Raw genomic sequence first — 21,194 nt, forward strand, 5'->3', positions numbered from 1 at the left:
CGCGACGACGACCGCCGCGACCGCGCGATCACTTGGGCACAGGGCCCTGGTACGGGCGGAAACCGGGGTGGAAGGGACCACCCGGCTGACCCGGTTCCGCCTCGTCGAGGGGCGGTTCGGTGCGGGGACGCGGTTCGGGGACGACGGCCAGCGAGGGACGCTTGGGCTCGCCGAGGGGGCGGCGGCCGGGGGCGGGCTGGTCTTCGAACTCGGGGTCGTCCAGGTCGGGGTCGTAGTCGTCGGGGCGGGCCGGGCCGCGACCGAGCGGGGCGCGGTCGGCGCTGCGGGAGTCGTCGTCCGGGAAGCGCGCGGCACCGCGGGGCTCATCCTCGGGAAATCGGGCGCGCGGGGCGTCGTCCTCGGCGAAGCGGGCGGGCGGAACGCGCGGGGCGAAGGAGTCGTCGAGTTCGTCGGGGCCGGGGAAGCGGGCGCGGCCGCGTTCTTCGGCGTCGGCGAGTTCGTCACGGCCCGAATCGAATTCGCGCGCGTCGTCCTCGTCGTCGTACTCGGGACGGAAGCCGGGCGCGAGATTGGCGCTCGATCGCGGGCGGGTGAACTCGTTCGGCTCGGCCACCGGCGGCAGCACGTGCAGCAGACCCGACAGGCGCAGCACCACGTCGATCGCGGTCTCCCAGTCCTTGGGGCCGCTGCCGACCGGGAGCATGCCCAGGGTCCAGTTGCCCTCGCTCCACAGCATCTGCACGGTGTCGGACAGCGATTCGATGAACCCGACCATGCGCTGGTCGACCGCGTGGCGGGCGATCTCGGGATCGGTCGCGAACACGACCCGGTCACCGATCGCGCCGAGCAGTTCCAGGTCGTGGTCCTTGGGCGGCGCCGCGGTCTTGAGCCGCATGTCGACGTCGATCTCCGAACCGATCTGGCGGCGCACGGCCACCAGGGTCGCCGCGTCCTCGAGATCGAAGAGCACGAACTTCTCGCCCTTGCGAATCCCGGACACCACATCGACCGCGGACAGGTACCCGAGCTTGGCCAGCGCACCGCGCCGCCAGGTCGAGGGAAGCGCGGGCTCGAGCGACACATAGGTGTAGCCCTGGGACTTCGCCCACACCTGCCGCGCGTGCCCGGTGCGCTGTCGCTGCACCCGATCGAAATACAACAGCACGATCGCACCCACGAGTGCGATCGCTGCTAACCCGAACCACATAGCCGTCATCGTCGCCTAGCCTATCCAGCCGTCGCCGTGATTGCCCGGTAGCACCGGGGTTTTGACGCGCGGGTCGCTCATCGGGGGCCGCTCGGTAACGCCGTACTGATGATGATCTTGGCGTGAATCGACCCGTCTGGGTTCTTGTCGCCCTGCACCATAACCATGTCGCCGACCGGAAGCTCGCTCGCCTTCGTGCTGGTCAGCGAGATCACCTGGGTCGCATCGTCGATCAGCACCCGGATATCGGAGCCGCCGAGGGTGCTCATGGTGATCTCGGTGCCGGTGTTGGCGGTGATGCTGCCCATGGTGGCGCCGAGATCGTCGGTACCGCCCAAACCGGGCAGGCCGGGCAGGCTCGGCGGGGAACCCGGGGTGGTCGGGCTCAGGGTGGGCGGGGCGAGCGGTTGGGTGGTGGTCGGGGCGGCCACGGTGTCGCCGTCGTCGGCGGAGTTGCCGGTCAGGACCAGACCCGCCAGCACGCCGCCGACCGCGATCAGCGCCACGATGCCGAGGACGAGCGCGATCCACAGACCGGTGTGGCGCTTGGGGGGTTCTTCGGGTGGGCCGCCGTCCTGCGGGCGGTATCCGGGCGGCGGCTGTGGTGGGACCTGGCCGTAGCCGGGTTGCTGGGCCTGCTGCCCGTACGGGGGTGGCTGCGCCCCCGGATACGCGCTCTCGTAGTCACCCCACTGGGCGTCGTGCGGCGGCAACGCCTGGGTGGGGTTCGACGGTTGTCCCCATTCGTCGAACGAACTGCCGCCGTAGGGCGCGGTCGACTCGGAGCCCGGCGAACCCAGCCGTTCGGTCGGCGAATCGTCCGGGCGTTGCCCCCACGGATCCTTCGGGTTCGTCATGGCTCCAGGGTAGGACAGGCCGGTGCGTTTGGGAGGTCCCTACGCACCGGCCTGTGGATAAATCTAGGAGCTGTGGATAACTTCGCGTTCGACCACGAGTTTGTCGGTGGCGTCGTCCACACTCACCTTCACCGTGTCACCGTCGGCGACCGCGCCGGAGAGCAGCTCCTTGGCCAGGCTGTCCCCGATCGCCTGCTGGATCAGCCTGCGCAGCGGCCGCGCGCCGTAGGCGGGGTCGTACCCGCGCACGGCCAGCCACTGCTTGGCCTCCTCGGTGACATCGAGGGTCAGCCGGCGCTGCGACAGGCGCTTCTGCAGCTGTTGCAGGTTGATGTCGACGATCGACTCCAACTGTTTGGCGTCGAGCGCGTGGAACATCACCACGTCGTCGAGCCGGTTGATGAACTCCGGCTTGAACGCCCGCCGCACCGCCTCCATCACCTGATCGCGGTCGCCACCGGCACCGAGATTCGAGGTCAGGATCAGGATCGTGTTGCGGAAATCGACCGTGCGACCCTGGCTGTCGGTGAGCCGTCCCTCGTCGAGAACCTGCAGCAGAATGTCGAACACATCCGGGTGCGCCTTCTCGATCTCGTCGAACAGCACCACCGAGTACGGCCGCCTCCGCACCGCCTCGGTGAGCTGCCCGCCCTGGTCGTAGCCGACATATCCGGGCGGCGCGCCGACGAGCCGAGCCACCGAGTGCTTCTCGCTGTACTCGCTCATGTCGATGCGCACCATCGCGCGTTCGTCGGCGAACAAGAAGTCCGCCAACGACTTCGCCAGCTCCGTCTTACCGACACCGGTGGGGCCGACGAACAGGAACGAGCCCGTGGGCCGGTTCGGATCCGCGACGCCCGCGCGCGCCCGACGCACCGCGTCCGACACCGCCTGCACCGCTTCCTCCTGGCCGACCACGCGCCCGGCGACCTCGGTTTCCATCCGCAGCAGCTTGGCGGTCTCGCCCTCGAGCATGCGCCCGACCGGCACCCCGGTCCACGCCGAGACCACGTCGGCGATGTCGTCGGGGGTGACCTCCTCGTTGAGCATCACCTCACCACTGGCGGCGGTGCCGCTGGCGGATTCGGCCGTGGTGAGTTCCTTCTCCAACGCCGGGATCCGGCCGTAGCGCAGCTCCGCGGCCTTGCCGAGATCGCCGTCGCGTTCGGCCCGCTCGGACTCCCCGCGCAACGCCTCGAGCTGCTCCTTGAGCCCGCGCACCGAGTCGATCGCGTTCTTCTCGTTCTGCCAGCGGGTGGTGAGCTGGCTCAGCTTCTCGCGATCATCGGCGAGCTCCTGGCGCAGTTTCTCCAGGCGCTGCTTGGACGCGGCGTCGGTCTCCTTCTCGAGCGCGACCTCCTCGATCTCGAGGCGCCGGACCGCGCGTTCGACCTCGTCGATCTCGACCGGGCGCGAGTCGATCTCCATGCGCAGGCGTGAGGCCGACTCGTCGATCAGGTCGATCGCCTTGTCGGGCAGGAAGCGCGAGGTGATGTAGCGATCCGACAGCGTCGCGGCCGCCACCAGCGCGGAGTCGGTGATCCGCACGCCGTGGTGCACCTCGTAGCGCTCCTTGATGCCGCGCAGGATGCCGATGGTGTCGGCCACCGACGGCTCGCCGACCAGCACCTGCTGGAAGCGACGCTCGAGGGCGGCGTCCTTCTCGATGTACTTGCGGTACTCGTCTAGGGTGGTCGCGCCGACCAGGCGCAGTTCGCCGCGGGCCAGCAGCGGCTTGATCATGTTGCCCGCGTCCATCGCCGAATCGCCGGTGCCGCCCGCGCCGACGATGGTGTGCAGTTCGTCGATGAAGGTGATGATCTCGCCCGCGCTGTTCTTGATGTCGTCGAGCACGGCCTTGAGCCGCTCCTCGAACTCACCGCGATACTTCGCGCCCGCGACCATCGCGCCGAGGTCGAGGGAGACGACCTTCTTGTTACGCAACGACTCCGGCACATCGCCTTCGATGATGCGCCGGGCGAGCCCTTCGACGATGGCGGTCTTGCCGACGCCGGGCTCGCCGATGAGTACCGGGTTGTTCTTGGTGCGGCGACTGAGTACCTGCACCACGCGGCGGATCTCGGTGTCGCGGCCGATCACCGGGTCGAGCTTGCCCGCGCGGGCGGCCTCGGTGAGGTCGGTGGAGTACTTCTCCAGCGCCTGGTAGCTGGCCTCGGGGTCGGGGCTGGTGACGCGGGCGCTACCGCGCACCGTGGCGAAGGCGTCGCGCAGGGCTTCGGGGGTGGCGCCGTGCTTGCGCAGCAGTTGGGCCACTTCGGAATCGCCCTCGGCGAGCCCGACCAGCAGGTTCTCGGTGGAGACGTACTCGTCACCGAGTTCGGTGGCCAGGCGCTGGGCGGCGGTGATCGCGGCCAGTGCCTCGCGGCCGAGCTGCGGGGTGGTGGTCGCGCCGGTGGCCCGGGGCAGCTTGTCGGCGATGTCGCCCGCCTCGCGCTCGACAGTCGCCGGGTCGACACCGATGGCCTTGAGCAACGGTGCGGCGATGCCGTCGGTCTGGTCGAGCAACGCCACCAGCAAGTGCGCCGGACGGATCTCCGGATTGCCTGCGGCGGAAGCGGCCTGCAGGGCGGCGGTCAGCGCCGCCTGCGTCTTGGTGGTGGGATTGAACGAGTCCACGAATCTCCTTGGGTATGTCCGGTATCGACTGGTTCAACGCTCGCAAAGTTGAGTCTGTTCCGCTCAACTCCAAAAATCTTCTCCAGACTTCGGATTCGTGCTTCACGGTACGCCGCGACACCACCGAAGACGATCAATCACCGCATGTCGGACGCCTATCCGCCTAGGATTGCGGTGCCCGACTCACCCCCGATGCGAGGAGTTCACCCCCATGCGCGCGATCGTGGTTCAGAAGTTCGGCGCCACACCCGAGCTCGCCGATGTGCCGGTGCCCGAGGCCGGTGCGGGCGAGGTCCAGGTGGCACTCGACGCGGCCGGGGTCAACCCGTTCGACCTGAAGATGGCCGACGGCATCCTCGACGGCAAGATGCCCACCGATTTCCCGATGATCCTCGGCGTCGACGGTGCGGGCACCGTCTCGGCTATCGGTTCCGGGGTCACCAAATTCAAGGTCGGCGACAAGGTGGTCGGCAAGTTCCTCACCGCCCCCGCCGGACACGGCAGTTGGGCCCAGTACTCCACCGTTCCCGAGGACGCGACGCTCGTCTCGATCCCCGACGGCGTCACCACCGTGGCCGCCGCCGCCCTGCCCGTCGCCGGGGTGACGGCCCAGGACCTGGTGGACGCCGCCCAGATCCAGCCCGGCCAGACGGTGCTGATCGTCGGCGCCACCGGCGGGGTCGGGTCCTTCCTGGTCCAGCTGGCCAATATCGCGGGCGGCCACGTGATCGCCACCGCCCGCGGCGATGCCACCGATCAGGTCGCGCGCCTCGGCGCCAGCGAAACCGTCGACTACACCCAGATCCGCCCCGACGACCCGAATTTCAACGACCCCGACCCGGCCGTGCACCGCGACTCCAGCGTCACCGACGCCGTGCGCTTCACCCACCCCGACGGCATCGACGTGCTGTTCGACCTGATCAGCGCGCCCGGCGATTTCGCCCGGCACGCGAGCCTGGTCAAGCGCGGCGGTCGGGCGTATTCGATCACCTGGGCGGCCGACGAAGCGGTCCTGCACGACCAGGGCATCGCAGGCGGCAACTTCCAATCCAAGGGCGGCTCCCCCGAATTGAGCCGTCTGCTCGCCCGCGTCGCCGCCGGTGACGTGGTGGTCCCGGTGCAGCTGACGGTGCCGCTCGAGGCCGCGCCCGCGGTACTCGGAACGGGTGGCGCACGCGGAAAAACCGTTCTCGCGATCTGATTCGTCCTCGGTACGCTCGGCGCCATGTCTGATGTGACCTTGGCGAACCTGCTCGACGATGCCGCGCTGTATTCCTTCGAGCATCAACTGCACCTCGCCGATGTCGCGGGCGATCGTGGGTGGAACGTGAATCTGGCGCTGGGCCGGTTCACGCTGACCGGGGCGCAGCCGATCGAATGCGAGCGGATGCATCTGCTCGGGTCGGCCGCGCCGGGACCTGCCTCCTGGCTGTGGGGGTGGGGAAATCCGGCCGGATACCCGGAACTGGTCACCGGTCTGTCGCAGCGGGTGCGCGAGTTCGGAATCCGCTACGGGATCAGCGAACTCGCCGATGCGGACGTGCCGTTCGCCGCGCTGCCCGGCGCACCCGACCGGGTCGAGGACGTGGTGAGCCTGTTCATGGACGCGGCCAAGGCGATCTCGGGGGTGTGGACCGGCTACAACGGCCCGGTCGGCGGCGGGACCAGGGCCGCGTTCCTGATCGAGCATCCCTCGTTCGCGTTGCCCGCGCCGTTCGCGCCGCGCGTCGCGCGCGTGATCCAGCAGGGGCTCACCGAGTTCGCGATCACCGACCGCCGTCGCGCGCTGCACGCCTATGCCAACCATCGCGGGTTGGACATCGCGTGGTCGCCCGACCACACCACCGCGACGGTGACCGGGCCCGGGATCGCCGGGGACATCACCTTCGACGAGATGGCCAGGACGACGGGCATGAACCTGCGCATGGGCGGCGAATAGCGCTGGCACACATCGCAATAGCCAAACCGCTACGAATGAGACATACGGCACAATAGGGATCCGCGCACCGACCTCGTGCGTCCAACATGTCGACAGCATTGTTGGGCGAGGTTGGGATGTGGGATGAGTTCGATCAAGGCCGATCCCGATGCGCTGCGTAGTACGCGGTCCTCGTTCGATTCGGTCGCTTCGACTCTGTCCGAGGCCCTGACCACCCTCACCGCCGCCCTGGACGCGGAGGGCCAGTGCTGGGGTGGTGACGAGATCGGCCAGGCCTTCGCCGCGAACTACACCCCGGGCGTCGAACAGGGCAAGACCTCGGTGGGCAATCTCGCGAAGTCGATGACCCAGCTCGGCACGAACATGGTCACGATCGCGGACAAACTGGTCGAGCAGGACACCGCCAACGCGGCCGGACTGAAGGCGACGGGGATCTAGTTTCGTGGGCATCGAGATCCCCGATTCTCTGCAGTGGGTCGCGAAATACATTCTCGGCGCGGGCGATTGGCCCGACGGTGACGAGACCGCGATGCGGCGGTTGGCCGATGCGTGGACCAGCACGGCCAACACCCTCGACACCGTCGACGAGGACGCCGCGCGCACGTTGACCGCGACCCTGTCGGCGCTGTCGGAAGGCGAGACCCACGACGCGATCGCCGCGTACCGCGACAAGCTCCTCGCCGGCGACGAAGCGGCGTTCACCGCCATTCGGAAATGGTGCGAGAAACAGGCCGAACTGCTCGAAGACGGTGCCAACGACATCGAGCACACCAAGCTGGTGATCATCGGCACGATGATCGTGGCCGCGGTCGAGATCGGCATCGCACTGGCCACCGCGTGGACCGGCGTCGGCGCCGCGGCCGGGGTGGCGGCGCGGATCGCGGCCCAGGTGGCGGTGAAGATCGCGATGAAACAGCTGCTCACGCGAATGATCGCGCGCGGCATCGCCAAAGCCGCCGCGCGGGCCGCCTTGCGCGGCGCCGCGTTCGAGGCGTTGGAAGAGGGCGGGATCGACGCGCTCGCCCGCACGATCCAGGTCGCCAAGGGCGACCGGACGATGGACGACTTCGGTTGGTCCGACCTGGGATTGGCGACCTTCGGCGGGGCCGTCGGTGGCGCGGTGGGCGGTTCGCTGGGTGACAAACTCGGCGGCGTCGGCGACAACATCACCTCCGGGCTCGGCAAGCTGGGCGCCAAGTCCGTAGCCGGCGCGGCGACCGAACTGGGCGCGGACCTGTCGGCGCAGGTGGCCACCGCGGGGGTGGCCTCGGCGCTGATGGGGCAGGAATTCCAGCTCGACATCGGGGTGGATACCTTCACCAGCGCTGGTGCGGGTGGGGTGCAGAGCGGGCTGGAGTCCGCGGCGCACGGAGGTGGCGACAATTCGGGGAATTCGGCGGCCCCGAATGTTCCCGAGGTGGGGGACCTCGGGTCCGACAGTCCTGGTTCCTCGGCGAACGATGGTGACGGGCCGGGGACTTCACCCGCTTCGACCGGGACACCGGAGTCGGGTTCGCCAGGGGGCGTGACGCAACCGGCGGGGTCGCCGGGTGGTTCGACGCAACCGGCGGGGTCGGGTTCGCCCGGTGGAGATGGGTCGCCGTCGACCGGGAGCCCGGCCGGTACTCCTGGCGACGGTTCTAATGGTGCTTCGCCGAGTTCTGGTGCACCAGGCGGGGATTCGACTGGTTCTGGCTCACCGGGTGATAGTGGGGGTGGGGATACCTCTCCGAGTGCGAGTTCCCCGGGCGACGCTTCACCTAGCCCCAGCAGTCCCAACGGCTCGGGTGCGCCCGCTGACACCTCGGGCGGCGCGAACCCCTCCACCGGTTCACCCGACGCTGCCGGTAACTCCAACCCCGCACCCGCCGGACCTTCGACACCGACCGACAGCACGCCCGCGACACCGAACGACGGCGGTGCCACGAACCCGGGTTCCCCCAACAATGGGACTCCCACGCCATCGACACCGGGCGACTCCAGCCCGTCTCCGGCCAACCCCTCGGCTCCCACGGACAACGGTTCGACGAACCCGACCAGCGGAACACCGAGCACCGATTCCCCCGCCACACAACCGACTCCGGGCAATACGGACACGCCAACGCCTGCACCCACACCTTCCTCCAATCCCTCGTCACTGGACCTTCCACCGGCCGACTCCCCCACCACGACTCAGCCGCCCATCACATCCCCCGATCAATCCGGCGTCCCATCGGCGACGCCGACCACCGCCTCCCCGACCAACGGCGACCAGTCACCGAGCCCGACGAACCCGACAACCGGCACACCGCCGTCCGCCCTCGGCAGCCCCAGCACAGGCGCGCCCGTCTCTGCGCAGTCCCCCGCCGACACCACCCGCCAACCCCAACAGGGCGACCCCGCGACAAACGCCGCGGCGACCACCACCGCCGCCCCACCCGGCACCGCGCCGCTGACCACCGCGCCGACCAACGGCACTCCCACTCCCGCGACGGCCACCGCACCCTCGCCGCCGATGACACCCCTCGGCGCACCGATCAACCCCGCCAGTCCCCAGCACTCCCCCGCGAACACTCCCCAGCCCTCCACATCGGTCACCCCGACTACGCCCGCGCCGGGTTCACGTCCGAACTCTCCCCAACCGTCCACACCCAGCTCTCCCCCGTCCTCTACACCCACCACGCCGACAACACCGCCGAACACCACGCGACCGGGCTCACCGAACACGACAAACCCCAACCCCGGAATCGCCGCGACCAACGGGACCACCGCCACCAATGGGACCCCGAACGGAAACGGCACCCCGAACGCCCTCGGTACCGCAGGCCCCGATACGAACAGTGCCGCGAACGCACCCGGTGCCCGCGTCACAAACGGCACCCCAACCACCACCGACCCCTCCGGCGCCCAACCGAACTCTCCCCACCCATCCACAGACCCCACTCCGTCGACCACTCCCGCCGACACCACCGCATCGACAACCACCACCTCCGCTCCCCGAACTGACATCTCCCCCCAAGCCCTGGAAGCCGCGCGCCAGGCCCGCCAAGCCCGCGAATCCCTCCGCCCGCTCACTCCCGCCAACAACCAAGCCCTGCAGGTAAACCCACCCACCGGCCGCCCCTACCGCAGCGCCGAATACCCCAACGCCTTCAACCAGCCGGTCCGGGTAGTCCGCCTGGATGTCGCCGTAACCGGTTCTCCCACAACACCTCCCACCACCCTCGACACCGTCGCCGACAATGTCCAGACCGCCACCGACCTCGCTTTCAATCAGGGCAACCGATTCCCCCTCGGCGACTGGCTCCTGGTCGACACAGTCCCCACCACCAACCCCCGCACCGCCGACCTCACCATCGACGCCGACACCACCCCCACCCTCACCGACCTCGCCAATTCGGTCCGCACCCACCTCGGCCTCTCTCCACGCGCCAACCCGACCCTCACTCCCGACGACCTGAACCGCATCGGCTCCGACATCTCCCGAGCCGATCTCACCCGCTCCACCACCCCCTCCTGGGCCGACCAGCACCCGTCCCCGAACACCAACCCCGACAGCACCGTAACCCCCACCACCGACACAAACCCCGAACCCACCGTCGACCTCGACGCCATCCACAACAACCACGCCGAACAAACCCCCGCCGGCATCTCCCACCACCGCGGCGACCCCACCATGGGCGACCTCCCCCACCGAGTCCCCGCCGACCCCCACCGCTTCACCGCCGACACCCACATCACCCCCGACGGCCACGCCGTCATCGGTGGCCAAACCCTCACCCCCGAGCAATACGGCGACCTCCTCCGCCGCTCCAACTGGGACGGCGTAACCCCCATCCGCCTAATCGGCTGCGACGCCTCCACCAACGGCTTCGCCGACCGCCTCGCCCAACACCTAGGCGTAGTAGTCCTAGCCCCCACCCAGGCCGCCTGGACCGACACCAACGGAAACGTCTTCAGCGCCAGCACCGTCACCAACCCCGACGGCACCCGCACACCCCGCATCCCACCAGACGGCCAATGGCAGACACATCACCCCAACGGCACGAATTCAATTAATGACACCAATCCTCACGCTCCCGGTAGTCGACCTGGAAATCTGAACGCAGAGTCTGCTGTCAGTCGAGCCGTTCGCCCGGGCGACCGAGTCAACCCCACCCATAACGACATCGACTGGCAAGCACCACCATTCGACCAGACTGTCAACCGTGTCGTGCAGGATGGCGAACCCTTCTACAGCATCCATCGAGATCCTGCGGATAACCCCACGTTGGAGCCCCGAACTCGATATGAAATAACCGATTCGACCGGCCGACGAACTACGGTCTACACCGACGGCTCGAACCCACCTCGCATAACACATATCGACACCAGAGTAGACAACACTCGCACTGGATATCCGGGCAATCCGGTAGCCAACCCGGATGCGAGTTGTCCGCTGCCCAACGTTGACTACAGAGTCGACACCGGCGACCCTGAACCATTCACGTTTCACACCGATGCCAGTGGCCACCCGCAGTTCGAGCTCGATACATTTGGGCGCCCAACAGGTCAGGACTTCGAAGCAGGCGGCGAGAACTATCGATCTATTCAGGACTGGAATGCGAGCAGTCAACCATTCAGTCTACGGACAGATCTAGAGCCAAATTGCCGATACGAAGTATTTGACGAGAACGGCGATTGGCATGGAGATTTCTACACCGGACCGGCTGATCCAGAAACTGGCCAGGCGTCATTTACTCACATCGAAACCTGGACCAACAACAATCCGGAACTCGGCAATGCTTCGACAATGCGCCGAAACGACCAACGCGGTCCGGGAGATAGTCTCGCCGATGGACTTCCACACACGAATACGCGATACAGAGTCGGCGACCGCGTATTCCACACAGACGATGTCGCGAACGGTTCGACATCGTTCACACCTGACTATAGCCCTGGAGGACATCCTCCCCGCGCAGGAAGTGTGCAGGCTCGCGTGGGCAATGCCGGCGAAATCGACTATCCTGGTCAAGATTTCCGCGGTGGTCACACCCATGATCATGTGGCGGGCTCAATAAATGAGGCGCTCGGCCTCATTACGCAACTCTGGCGAGAGAACAACATACTACTTCCAACAACCGACCCACTGAGCCGTCACAATGATAGCTGGCGGAGATCCGAGATGGATCGCCATAATCTACACAGAGCAGGTCATACATTAGAGCGTGTTAGAGTCATCCCGAGCAACTCGTCCGTGGGTGTAACACCAGACTACGTATATTGGGTAGTGCAAGAGACCAACCCGAATAGCAACCGAATCGTCCTACACTTCAGAAGCCATCGGAATTACTAGGAGCTGACAGCGTGAACGTGCCACATCCATTTGAACGCCTAGAATTCCCATCTCAGACCAGGGACGAAAAGTACGCGCAGAGTGAACGAATCCTTCTGTGGACAGCGGGCCGAATTATTAAGGCCGCAGAGCCGGGATGGGAGCGCATTGAAGTAAACGTGCTGGGTTCTGGCACCGACTTCGATGTCAAGTACACCATTCTCGACGCTGACGGCTCCTCGGGGATTGGCGATTTGCCACCGGAAATAATGCGCGCCTTCGATGATATGCGCATCCTACGGTACGAGGAGGGAGTTGGCACATGGCTCTCACTGCGCATGTACATAAAGGCACCCGATTTTCTAGATGCCACGTTCAACGTATGGGTTGATCCAATCTGGGACCCGTCAATCTCTGCGGCTGCTTATGAAAATGATCTTCGACATTACCCACGGACTGACGAATACATTCCTCGCTGGCTGAAGGCGAAGTTGAACACGAAGACTCCCCTTCCGCCAGTGAAGCCGGGTGAAGACCCGCCGATGGAAAGTTATGTGGAACTGATCGAAACTCAAACCAATATTTCCCTACCCCCTGGATGGACATACGCACAGATTCATTTTCGCGAAGTCGGTAATCATCGGGAAATCAATGGCTTGATGCAAGACATCTCCGGCAAAATGACACCCTGGACGCCCCCAGTAGAGGTTGCCGATAGGTTCAGTGAATATCGCGCGGCAACGCGCTCTCGCCCAGCCGTATGGTTCTCTGCACGTCTTGAAGTCTGGTACACCGGAAAATACAATTTCGACATGTATGGAACCACGGAGCCCAAATGGGCGAATCAGCCCTCTGTAGATGATTTCCGCGAAGAAGTTCGACTGGCCGGATTGTACAGTGTTCCACTTCCAGATTGGATAATAAGCGGCGCCAGCTGAACGCAAACTTCGGCCAATGGCCCGGCCCGGTAGGGGAACCTGGTTGGGGAACCTGGTTGGGGGTAGATCTCACTCTCCATTACCCAAACCAGTACTCAAAGTAAAATATATCCGCAACAAAGACGAGATGACGAAGATTCCCGATATCGAAGATTCTCGACGTGAACTTGAACTCTATCCACGCACCCCAGACAACATCCCCGACTGGATGCGAGGATGATTCGAGTGAAAGTTCAAATCGCGACAGTCGAACCCATGGCATCCCAGCAACCGCTAGGACGACGCATCGCTGCTGAGCAGGTATCCCACACCCATTCGAACGCCTAGAATTCCCACCTGAGCCCAGGGGTGAGCGTATCAATCATGCACCGCAGTGGGCTCTTGAGAACAGCTGCTGGACACTGGATGAGCGCCCGACGTCAGAATCATAGCGAAGGATGGAGTACGACCAAGCATCAGTTGGTCGCTCACCTACCGGGGAGATTATTAGAATTGACATCTTCGCAGAACGTCACACACCAAATGTTCGAACACCCGACCGGTTACATGTGTTGCCAACCAACGCAGACGATTATATTCAGGTAAGGAACTTTCACAATGTCCCCGGACCAGCGCGTAATCCCGCATCCGGATCGTGACTACCATCATGATGAACAGACGCTCAGCCTTCTCCGTGCCGTAGGAGAGAATCTGGCGCAGTTGGCGCCAACCGGTTGGCAGCGTCTAGATCTTGAGTATCGCGGAACTGCGACAGTATCTGACTATGGGCTTTGGTGCACTCTCGATGACGGCGAGACATTTCAGATACCCGAACCCTTGTTCAATGCAAGCAGGGCACTTGATGAGCTCCGAGGCTCGATGTACAAACCGGGCCGAGGCACGTGGTTTCTCGCCCGATACAATATCAGTGCTGATATGGAATACCGAATAGTATTCGACTACGATCACGACCCATTATGGCGAGCACCCACAGACATTGGAACATGGTAAACAGATCTCCGGATCTATCCACGCGATCCCGAGCATGTCCCAGATTGGTTGAAAGAGATGCTTTCCGGCGAATACCTATATCGTAGCGAAAGAGGCGAGCAGTGAGTGATCCGATGTTTATCGAGGAGCAGGCTGAGGTACTTGCAGAGATTACCGACAGACTGGAGATAACAGCCCCACCCGGATGGAATCGAATCATCCTGCAGTATGTCGCAATCGGCGATAATAACTGGGGCGGAGCCAGTGCAGTGGTCTTCAATAAGCAAGACCAGATGATACAAATCTGGAAGCCTCCTATCGACGTCGATGAGATGTTCGCCAAATTGAGAGCAGGAATGTCCCGGCCCGGCCGTGGAAGTTGGATGAAAGTCGACTACGTTCTTTACTATCCCGACTATTATTCGGTCGATTATGCGAATACTATAGACTTGAGCGAATTCTATACCGATAATTTGCCAACGCCAGCTGACTGCATCCGCGAAATGGCATTGTTCCCGCGCACGGAAGGTAACATTCCACACTGGATGCATGAGCTACTCGGCAATACTCAGTCACGCTGATCGGGTCGCCGAGGAATCCACTGCAGAATGACGGCTGCAACGAATAGTTAGTTCTAAAACTGCCGGAGGTTGTTGAAAGTCCGGGCTCTTGACGAGTAAGGAGTAGCCGTATGGCCGAACGAGCCTGGAGCGAGAAGTACCTGGTCAGACGCGCGAACCGCCGTTTGTCCGTGCTTCGACATGCCGAAGAAGTCAGCGGCAACGCGCCCGAAAACTGGTCCCGATATCTTTTCAGGCACGAACCTTGATCGGGAACTATGGATATGCCGACTGAAAGCATTCGAGAAATCATGGATGAAATCGACGTCGCCGAAGTCAGTATTGAACTGGCAAGGCAACAGGAGGGCCGCCGCGCTTGAGTATAAGAATTGGACGTACGGCGTAGCGACACCGGTCAAGACTGCTCCGGGAGTGTTCACTTGGGATTGCTTCTCATATCAGGGAAGCGACGGAAGATTGATAGACTTGTTCGACCGCAGAGCCATCGACAAGGCGGTGTCAGTCACAGCCCGCCAACTGATGGAAGCCCAAGGGGAAGAGTGCACGGGAGTGAAGTTGGCCATCGGAGGGTGTCTCATGTGGGACTGACCTGCTCAGCGCAGGGAAACGGCCGACCAAGTGAGCTGCGAGCGGCCAGTGGTAGGTGCCGAGGACGGGGCAGGTTGGTCCGCCTGTCACGGCCGGGGTCGGTGGATTTCAGGATGAGGGGAACCAGATGGTGGTGGGGTGCGTCTAAGTTCGTAGTGGCGGGTTGCGCCGTGGCCGACCGGGTAGGAGTGCTGTGCGAAGCGTTGTGGTGGCGTGTGGGCTGATCGGTGTTGCCGTGCTCACCGGGTGCCAGGGGACCGAAGGGGTGGCTGGGCCTACCTCGGCGGTGCGGGATCCGGACAGTGTCGAGGTGTTCAATCCGTGTCGGGGGGCGTTGTCGGATGAGGTGTTGCGCGGGGTTGGACTCGATCCGGCGACGAAGATCATCACTACGGATCCACCGACAGGTGTTTCCGCATGGCGGATTTGCAGCTGGGCCCCGCTCGGCAATCAGTCCGATACGGGACGGCGGCGGGTTGCCGTCCTGTCGACCAGTCACACCCTGGATGAAGCCCGTAAGAAGGAAAGTGCCGTCAACGTGCGGGATTCCACCGTCAACGGACGCCCGGCTCTGGTTTCGCAGGAGCAGAGCGACCCGGACAGTTGCTTCGTATCATTCGCCGCCGAGCAGGGGATGTTCGAAGTCAAGGTGGGGTGGCTGAGTACCGAAGGCCCACGCGTCGGAGATACCTGTGAGATGGCGGCGAGCTACGCGGCCGCTCTAGAGCCGAATCTGCCGGAATAGTCCAGGGGAGGATCAGAATGACTCAGGATCACGCCACGTACTGGCGAAATATGAAGCAGCAGGCCATCAATGGCGAATTCAAGCTCGACGAGGATCTCGGGCAAGCCCTCGCCGCCGTGGTTGACCAGTACATCACGGACCTCGAAACACAGAAGTTCGAAGCAAATACGCTCAATCGCCTGACCGGCTGGGGCGGCCTCCCCTCCGCCACCACCATCCGGCAAAAACTCGAAGCCAAAGCAGTCGCGGGCGGCGGCGGAGACCCCAACGATTCAGCAGTGAAACGCCTCGACCAGCACATCGCCATCGCCCGCGACCAGCGCGACACCTTCCTCGCCGCGATCGGCAAACTCCAAGCCGTCGATCAGCAGACCGCGGGCGCGCTCGGTGCGACAGGGGCCAGTATCTGATGGGATTCTGGGAAGGACTCGGCGATGTCGGCGAATTCGTCGGCCACGTAGGCACACTCGGCATCTTCAAGGTCATCGACAATCACGACAGGTCCGACAACGCCGCCGAGGACCGCACGAACCTCGACAACAAAGGCAAGGAAGCGTGGGAGGGCGATCGGCGGATCATCGGTGATGAGTGGTCGCGGTTGGCCGCCGGTGCTGAGGTGACGATGGAGGGAGCGAAGGTCACTCCCGAGGCGTTCAGCACCTGGTCGCACGAGCAGATCTGGAATGCCCTCAACGGCAACGGCACTGAACCCGCTGTCGACGCCGGACAGATCAACGCCACCGCGGACGGATGGCGTCGTCTCACCACCGGAACCGAGACCGCGGTGACCAACTACCGCACCAACTTCGAACGGGTGCTGTCCGAGAAGTGGTCCGGCAGTTCGGGATCCGCCGCGATCGAAGCGGTGAAGAGCTACACCACCGAAGCCGCGAAACTACCCGCGACCTTGCAGATGGTCGCCAACGGCATCGACTACATGGAAGGTCTGCTCGGTCAGGCGAAGATCGCCATCCCGAAACCGGAGAATGTCTCCACCTTCGACGAGTTCATCGGCCATATTCCCGGCAACGGCGTGGTCAAAGCCGCCAAGCATCGCGCCGATGAGGCCGAAGAAGACGCTCGACTGTTCATGATCGGCACCTATCAGCCCGGTTCGGTCACCGTCGACAGCCAGACGCCGGTGCTCCCGCTGCCCAAGGACACAGTGAACAACCCTGGTGACGCGGGGCCGGGCGGCGGCAATCCCGGTGGTGGCGGCAACGGTGGCAATGGTGGTTCTCCCGGAACCGGTCCCGCTGCGACCCCGAGTACTCCGGATACCACCGCACCACAGGCGACCGACCAGGACGACGACGAGACCGACGACCTGAACGAAGACAACGACACCGGCGATGACACCACGCCGAGTACCGACGACCCCACCGACACCACACCCGCCGCGACCACTCCGGCGGGAACCGGAACCCCGACCACGCCCGGCGGCGGATCGCCGGGAACGGGTTCACCTGGCTCGGGCTCACCGGGCGGGGGATCACCCGGATCCGGTGTTCCCGCAGGCGCACCGGGTGCCGCCGTGCCGGGCACGCCCGGCGGTGCGGCCGCGGCCGGATCCGGTGCTCGCGCCGGCACATCCGTCGGTGCTGGTGGTCGTGGCATGAGTGGGATGCCGGGAATGATGGGCGGCGGACGTGGTGGTGGCAAGGGAGAGGACGACGCCGAGCACGCGATTCCCGACTACCTGATCCAGGATCGCGAGGACGAACTCATCGGCCTGCTCCCGCCGACCCTGCCGCCGGGCGGGGTGATCGGCGCGTGAGCTGGCAATACGCGGAACCGCAGGTCACGGGACACTGGAAGCTGGACCCGCACGCGTTCGCGATCGGTGTGGAGGGACACGGTCGCGACCGCCTGCCGTATCCCCTGACCTACCGACCCGAATTCGCCGAAACCCACGAGGTCGATCACGAGCGTCGCCTCGCCGCCTCCACCCGATTGCGGGAGGTATACGACGAGGACCTGCACAGGGTCTTCCGGGCTCTACTCGAACCGGAGGTACGGGTCGAGATCGACGGGCTGCGCGGGCCGGGTCAGTCCGAAGTGGTTCGCGTGTACGCCGGGATCGTGGAAGACCGGGCGGCGTTGGCCGTCCAAGCGGGCGGCCCCACACGCGAACAGGGTGGCGACATCACCCTGAGTATCGTCCCGCTGGTCGACTTGGCCGCGGAGATCGTCGCGAAACTTCCTCGCGCCCAAGGCGGTTCGACACCGCGCTTCGAAGGACGGCGCAGCGACCTCGACACCGCCACCTACGGACGGCACCCCACCCGCCTGTCCCCCGCCGAACAAACGCAGCGATTCTTCCGCCGCCCCCGCATCGGCACCGGCGAGATCACCGTCTACCCCGGCTACCAACTCGACGCCCGCCCCACCACCGACGGCAAAGCCTTCCTCTGGCTCGACTACCCCGACGACGGCCGCTACCTGATCCAACACCACGACCCCGACAACTTCACCGTCATCCCCGGCCCACCCACCGAACTCCAACGCCGCATCGCCAACCACCTCGCGATCTTCACCGAGCGGCGGTCACAGTGACCCTCGATATCGACGCTCGAGAAGTGCGCCGAAGGGGCACGCCAGGTACACACACGGGTTGTCGAGGCCATCGAGACTCGCCCGATTCATCACCTCGAGTTGGACCACTCCACCCTGCGGCGGGAAGACCACGTCGCAGATGAGATTTCGGGACGGTGACGTCGGTGAAGCCGACATTCCGGGCTTGGCCTTCCGGCCGAGAGTACTGCCTTGACCAGGGAGATCAGCACGGGCGTGCGACTCGAAAAGGGGAGCGCGTAGGTTGTCCGAGCATGAGCGAACTTCGACTTTCGGTGCCGTTCGACGGGCGTAGTCCCGAGGGCAAACCGGTGGTGAACCGGCCGGCGGTGAACTCCGATATTCAGGAGCAGGTGTTGGCCTACCTCGAGCAGGCGCCGGTGATCTTGAGCGCGCGCAGCTACGACGCCGACGACTTCGATCCGAGTGCGCGATCGGTGCCGATGAACTTCCACACCGACGGGGTGTACGTGTGGCCGGGTGCGGTGCCGTACTACCTGCGCAAGTACGGGTTGCCGCCCGAGCCCGCGCTGGTGCAGCACATCGTGGGCAAGGGGTTCGAGATCGGCGAGGTCGACGAGGCGGCGCGGCAGGCGGCGGTGCAGAAAGTGGTCGGCTGAGAGAGAGGTTTGACGTTGCGGTAGTCGGGGAAAGGGCGTGACGAGCATCCCTGCACCCAGACGGCCGTTTCGGGGGATACTGGGGTGGGCTCCGTCGCAGGACGGGGCCACATCGCAGCAATTGGAGAGAAACGGAGTCCGACGACGTGGATGCGCGTTCGCTTGCGCTGGTCCGCGCCGATTTCCGCGGGGTGTGGGAGACGCCCGGTGGGTCCGAGCGGCTGATCAGCGCTTTCTACGGTCACCTGTTCGCCCAGGATCCTCGGCTGCGTGAGCTGTTCCCGCCCGCCCTGGACATGCAGGCCAAGCGGATCACCACCGCGGTGCAGTTCGTGCTCGACCATCTCGAGGACTTCGAGCGCGCGCAACGATTCCTCGAGCAACTCGCTCGCGACCACCGCAAGTACGGGGTCGAAGCCGACCACTACGACATCGCGGGACGCGCGCTGCTCGCGGCGTTGCGCACCTATCACGGCAACCGGTGGACCAGGGAACTCGACGAGGGCTGGCGCGATGTCACGCTGCTGATCTCGGCGTCGATGGCGATCGGGGCCAACGAGGACACCTCCCAGCCGTACTGGGACGCGACCGTGGTGGGGCATCGGCGGGTGCTCGACGACCTCGCGATCGTGCGACTGCAGGCCGACGGGCCGATACCGTTCAAAGCCGGGCAGTACCTGCCGGTCGCGGTGCCGCAACGTCCCAATATGTGGCGCTACCTCTCCCCCGCCATCCCGGCCAACCCGTACGGCGAAGTCGAATTCCATGTGCGGCGGATCAGCGGCGGGTGGGTGAGTCCGGCGATCGTCAACGACACCAAGGTCGGGGATCGGTGGAAGATCGCGGGGCCGCTCGGTGGGCTGCACGTGGACCGGGAATCGGGACGCGACGTGCTGATGATCGGGTCGGGAACCGGGATCGCGCCGTTGCGGGCGCAGCTGATCGAGATGAGTCAGCGCGGAATCAATCCGCGCGTGCACTTCTTCCTCGGCGGACGCTACCCGGGCGACCTCTACGACCTGGGCAACATGTGGCAGCTCTCGCAGTCGAACCCGTGGTTGACCGTGGTGCCGGTGTGCTCCGAACACACCGATCCCTGGTGGTATCCCCAGGATTCGACCCAACAGCCGATGGGGATGCCGCGCCGGCTCGTCGGTAATCTGGGAGCGGTGGTGACCAGTTTCGGTGCGTGGTCGGACCGACAGATCCAGATCGCCGGATCGCCGTCGATGATCGCCGACACCCGCCGCGCACTGCTGCGCGCGGGCACACCGAGTGAGATCATCGCCGCCGACCCTGTCTGAACCCGCTGCGCGAAAGAGGCCGATGAGCACCGAGTTTCCCGATCCCGCCTGGACGGCGACCGTCGTCGGCCACCACCGCCTGCGCAACGACCTGGCCGTGATCCGACTGATCGGCGACTTCGTGCCGTTCGAGGCGGGCGGGTCGGTACAGGTGGAGGTACCCCAGCATCCCGGGGTGCGGCGGCGCCTGTCGCCCGCACTGCCGCCATCGCTGGACGGCAAGCTCGAATTCCATGTGCGGACGGTGCCAGGGGGGTGGTGCTCGAGTTCTATCGTCGCCGACACCAAACCGGGTGATCAGTGGCGAATCAATGCTCCCCATGGGGTTTTCGCGGTTGATCCCGATGCGGTGGAGCTGGTGATGATCGCCGGGGGTACGGGGCTGGCGCCGATGCGCGCGCAGATTCTGGACCTGGCGCGGCGGGAGACACCCCCGCGCACCTATCTTTTCGTCGGTGGGCGCTCGCCACGTGATCTCTACGCCAACGACATGCTGTTCCTGCTGGCAGGCGAATTGCCTTGGCTTTCAGTGATTCCGGTTATCGAGAATCCGGATGATCCTGCGGTGCGGGATGAATGGCACGAGCAGACCCGCTCGGATATCGGCTTCGGGCCCGCGGAAATGCTGCACGGGACGCTTGCCGACGTGGCCGCCGCACACGGGCCGTTCACCAAACATCAAGTGCTGGTGTGTGGTTCGCCCGCGATGGTGCGCACCACGGTCGACCGCCTGATCGAATCAGGAACTCCCGCGACGAATATCATCGCCGAAGGTGCCTGAAAGCTGCGTCCTGAAGAAGCGCCACTACGAAGCGACGCAGTTCACCCGCCGTTTGATGGCTGACGACACACCCGCACGGATACGGGGATACCTGACAGCCGTTGCCGACGTACTGACCGCGCTCGACGCCAAGGCGAAGAAGTCGATGACAACTGGTCGGGAGCCGTAGCCGCCGCCTACAACGAAGCGCACACGGAGTG

Annotated in this window: 17 protein-coding genes; 14 read left to right on the forward strand and 3 right to left on the reverse strand. The window is 65.0% G+C overall.

Features of this window, described 5'->3' with window-relative positions; genetic code table 11:
* Window positions 1-28: 28 nt before the first annotated feature.
* The 3 genes from ACFP3H_RS09620 to clpB form a co-directional block, all read right to left on the reverse strand.
* Window positions 29-1,126: a type III secretion system chaperone family protein gene (locus ACFP3H_RS09620; protein WP_378602717.1), complete on the reverse strand. Its 1,098-nt coding sequence runs from the start codon at window positions 1,124-1,126 to the stop codon at window positions 29-31.
* Window positions 1,127-1,245: 119 nt separating this feature from the next.
* Window positions 1,246-2,025, reverse strand: coding sequence for a DUF5666 domain-containing protein (locus ACFP3H_RS09625; RefSeq protein ID WP_378602720.1), 780 nt, complete (start codon window positions 2,023-2,025; stop codon window positions 1,246-1,248).
* Window positions 2,026-2,088: 63 nt separating this feature from the next.
* Window positions 2,089-4,662, reverse strand: coding sequence for an ATP-dependent chaperone ClpB (gene clpB / locus ACFP3H_RS09630; protein WP_378602723.1), 2,574 nt, complete (start codon window positions 4,660-4,662; stop codon window positions 2,089-2,091).
* Window positions 4,663-4,873: 211 nt separating this feature from the next.
* On the opposite strand from clpB, the gene ACFP3H_RS09635 reads away from it, so the two are divergent.
* The 14 genes from ACFP3H_RS09635 (at window position 4,874) to ACFP3H_RS09700 (ending at window position 21,163) form a co-directional block, all read left to right on the forward strand.
* The gene (locus ACFP3H_RS09635) at window positions 4,874-5,863 is read left to right on the forward strand and encodes an NADP-dependent oxidoreductase (RefSeq protein WP_378602726.1); all 990 of its coding nucleotides are present in this window, start codon (window positions 4,874-4,876) and stop codon (window positions 5,861-5,863) included.
* 24 nt (window positions 5,864-5,887) lie between these two features.
* Window positions 5,888-6,601 carry a DUF6882 domain-containing protein gene (locus ACFP3H_RS09640; RefSeq protein WP_378602729.1) on the forward strand — a complete coding sequence of 238 codons (714 nt, stop codon included), beginning with the start codon at window positions 5,888-5,890 and terminating at the stop codon, window positions 6,599-6,601.
* A 123-nt stretch (window positions 6,602-6,724) separates the two neighbouring features.
* Entirely contained in the window at window positions 6,725-7,039 is a 315-nt protein-coding gene (locus ACFP3H_RS09645; RefSeq protein ID WP_378602732.1) for a WXG100 family type VII secretion target, read from the forward strand.
* 4 nt (window positions 7,040-7,043) lie between these two features.
* On the forward strand, window positions 7,044-11,915 hold the full coding sequence (locus ACFP3H_RS09650) for a WXG100-like domain-containing protein (protein ID WP_378602735.1): 4,872 nt from the start codon (window positions 7,044-7,046) through the stop codon (window positions 11,913-11,915).
* A gap of 11 nt (window positions 11,916-11,926) precedes the next feature.
* Window positions 11,927-12,832, forward strand: a complete 906-nt coding sequence (locus ACFP3H_RS09655) for a hypothetical protein (protein WP_378602738.1) — start codon at window positions 11,927-11,929, stop codon at window positions 12,830-12,832.
* A 1,091-nt stretch (window positions 12,833-13,923) separates the two neighbouring features.
* Window positions 13,924-14,382 (forward strand): hypothetical protein, encoded by a 459-nt coding sequence (locus ACFP3H_RS09660; protein WP_378602741.1) that lies wholly within the window; start codon window positions 13,924-13,926, stop codon window positions 14,380-14,382.
* Window positions 14,383-15,163: 781 nt separating this feature from the next.
* Window positions 15,164-15,715 carry a DUF3558 domain-containing protein gene (locus ACFP3H_RS09665; protein ID WP_378602744.1) on the forward strand — a complete coding sequence of 184 codons (552 nt, stop codon included), beginning with the start codon at window positions 15,164-15,166 and terminating at the stop codon, window positions 15,713-15,715.
* A gap of 17 nt (window positions 15,716-15,732) precedes the next feature.
* Window positions 15,733-16,125 carry a hypothetical protein gene (locus tag ACFP3H_RS09670; protein WP_378602747.1) on the forward strand — a complete coding sequence of 131 codons (393 nt, stop codon included), beginning with the start codon at window positions 15,733-15,735 and terminating at the stop codon, window positions 16,123-16,125.
* Window positions 16,125-17,492 (forward strand): PPE domain-containing protein, encoded by a 1,368-nt coding sequence (locus ACFP3H_RS09675; RefSeq protein ID WP_378602749.1) that lies wholly within the window; start codon window positions 16,125-16,127, stop codon window positions 17,490-17,492. Before ACFP3H_RS09670 ends, ACFP3H_RS09675 begins: the two co-directional genes overlap by 1 nt.
* Window positions 17,489-18,271, forward strand: a complete 783-nt coding sequence (locus ACFP3H_RS09680) for an ESX secretion-associated protein EspG (RefSeq protein ID WP_378602752.1) — start codon at window positions 17,489-17,491, stop codon at window positions 18,269-18,271. The genes ACFP3H_RS09675 and ACFP3H_RS09680 overlap by 4 nt, the downstream gene beginning before the upstream one ends.
* Window positions 18,272-18,543: 272 nt before the next feature.
* On the forward strand, window positions 18,544-18,909 hold the full coding sequence (locus tag ACFP3H_RS09685) for a hypothetical protein (RefSeq protein WP_378602755.1): 366 nt from the start codon (window positions 18,544-18,546) through the stop codon (window positions 18,907-18,909).
* Between the two features lie 146 nt (window positions 18,910-19,055).
* Complete coding sequence (locus ACFP3H_RS09690) at window positions 19,056-20,213, forward strand: globin domain-containing protein (protein WP_378602758.1); 1,158 nt, start codon at window positions 19,056-19,058, stop codon at window positions 20,211-20,213.
* A 22-nt stretch (window positions 20,214-20,235) separates the two neighbouring features.
* Complete coding sequence (locus ACFP3H_RS09695; RefSeq protein ID WP_378602761.1) at window positions 20,236-20,994, forward strand: FAD-binding oxidoreductase; 759 nt, start codon at window positions 20,236-20,238, stop codon at window positions 20,992-20,994.
* Window positions 20,987-21,163, forward strand: a complete 177-nt coding sequence (locus tag ACFP3H_RS09700) for a hypothetical protein (RefSeq protein ID WP_378602764.1) — start codon at window positions 20,987-20,989, stop codon at window positions 21,161-21,163. Before ACFP3H_RS09695 ends, ACFP3H_RS09700 begins: the two co-directional genes overlap by 8 nt.
* The last annotated feature ends 31 nt before the right edge of the window (window positions 21,164-21,194 follow it).

Source organism: Nocardia lasii (assembly GCF_042658545.1).
In the GTDB taxonomy this organism is placed as follows: domain Bacteria; phylum Actinomycetota; class Actinomycetes; order Mycobacteriales; family Mycobacteriaceae; genus Nocardia; species Nocardia lasii.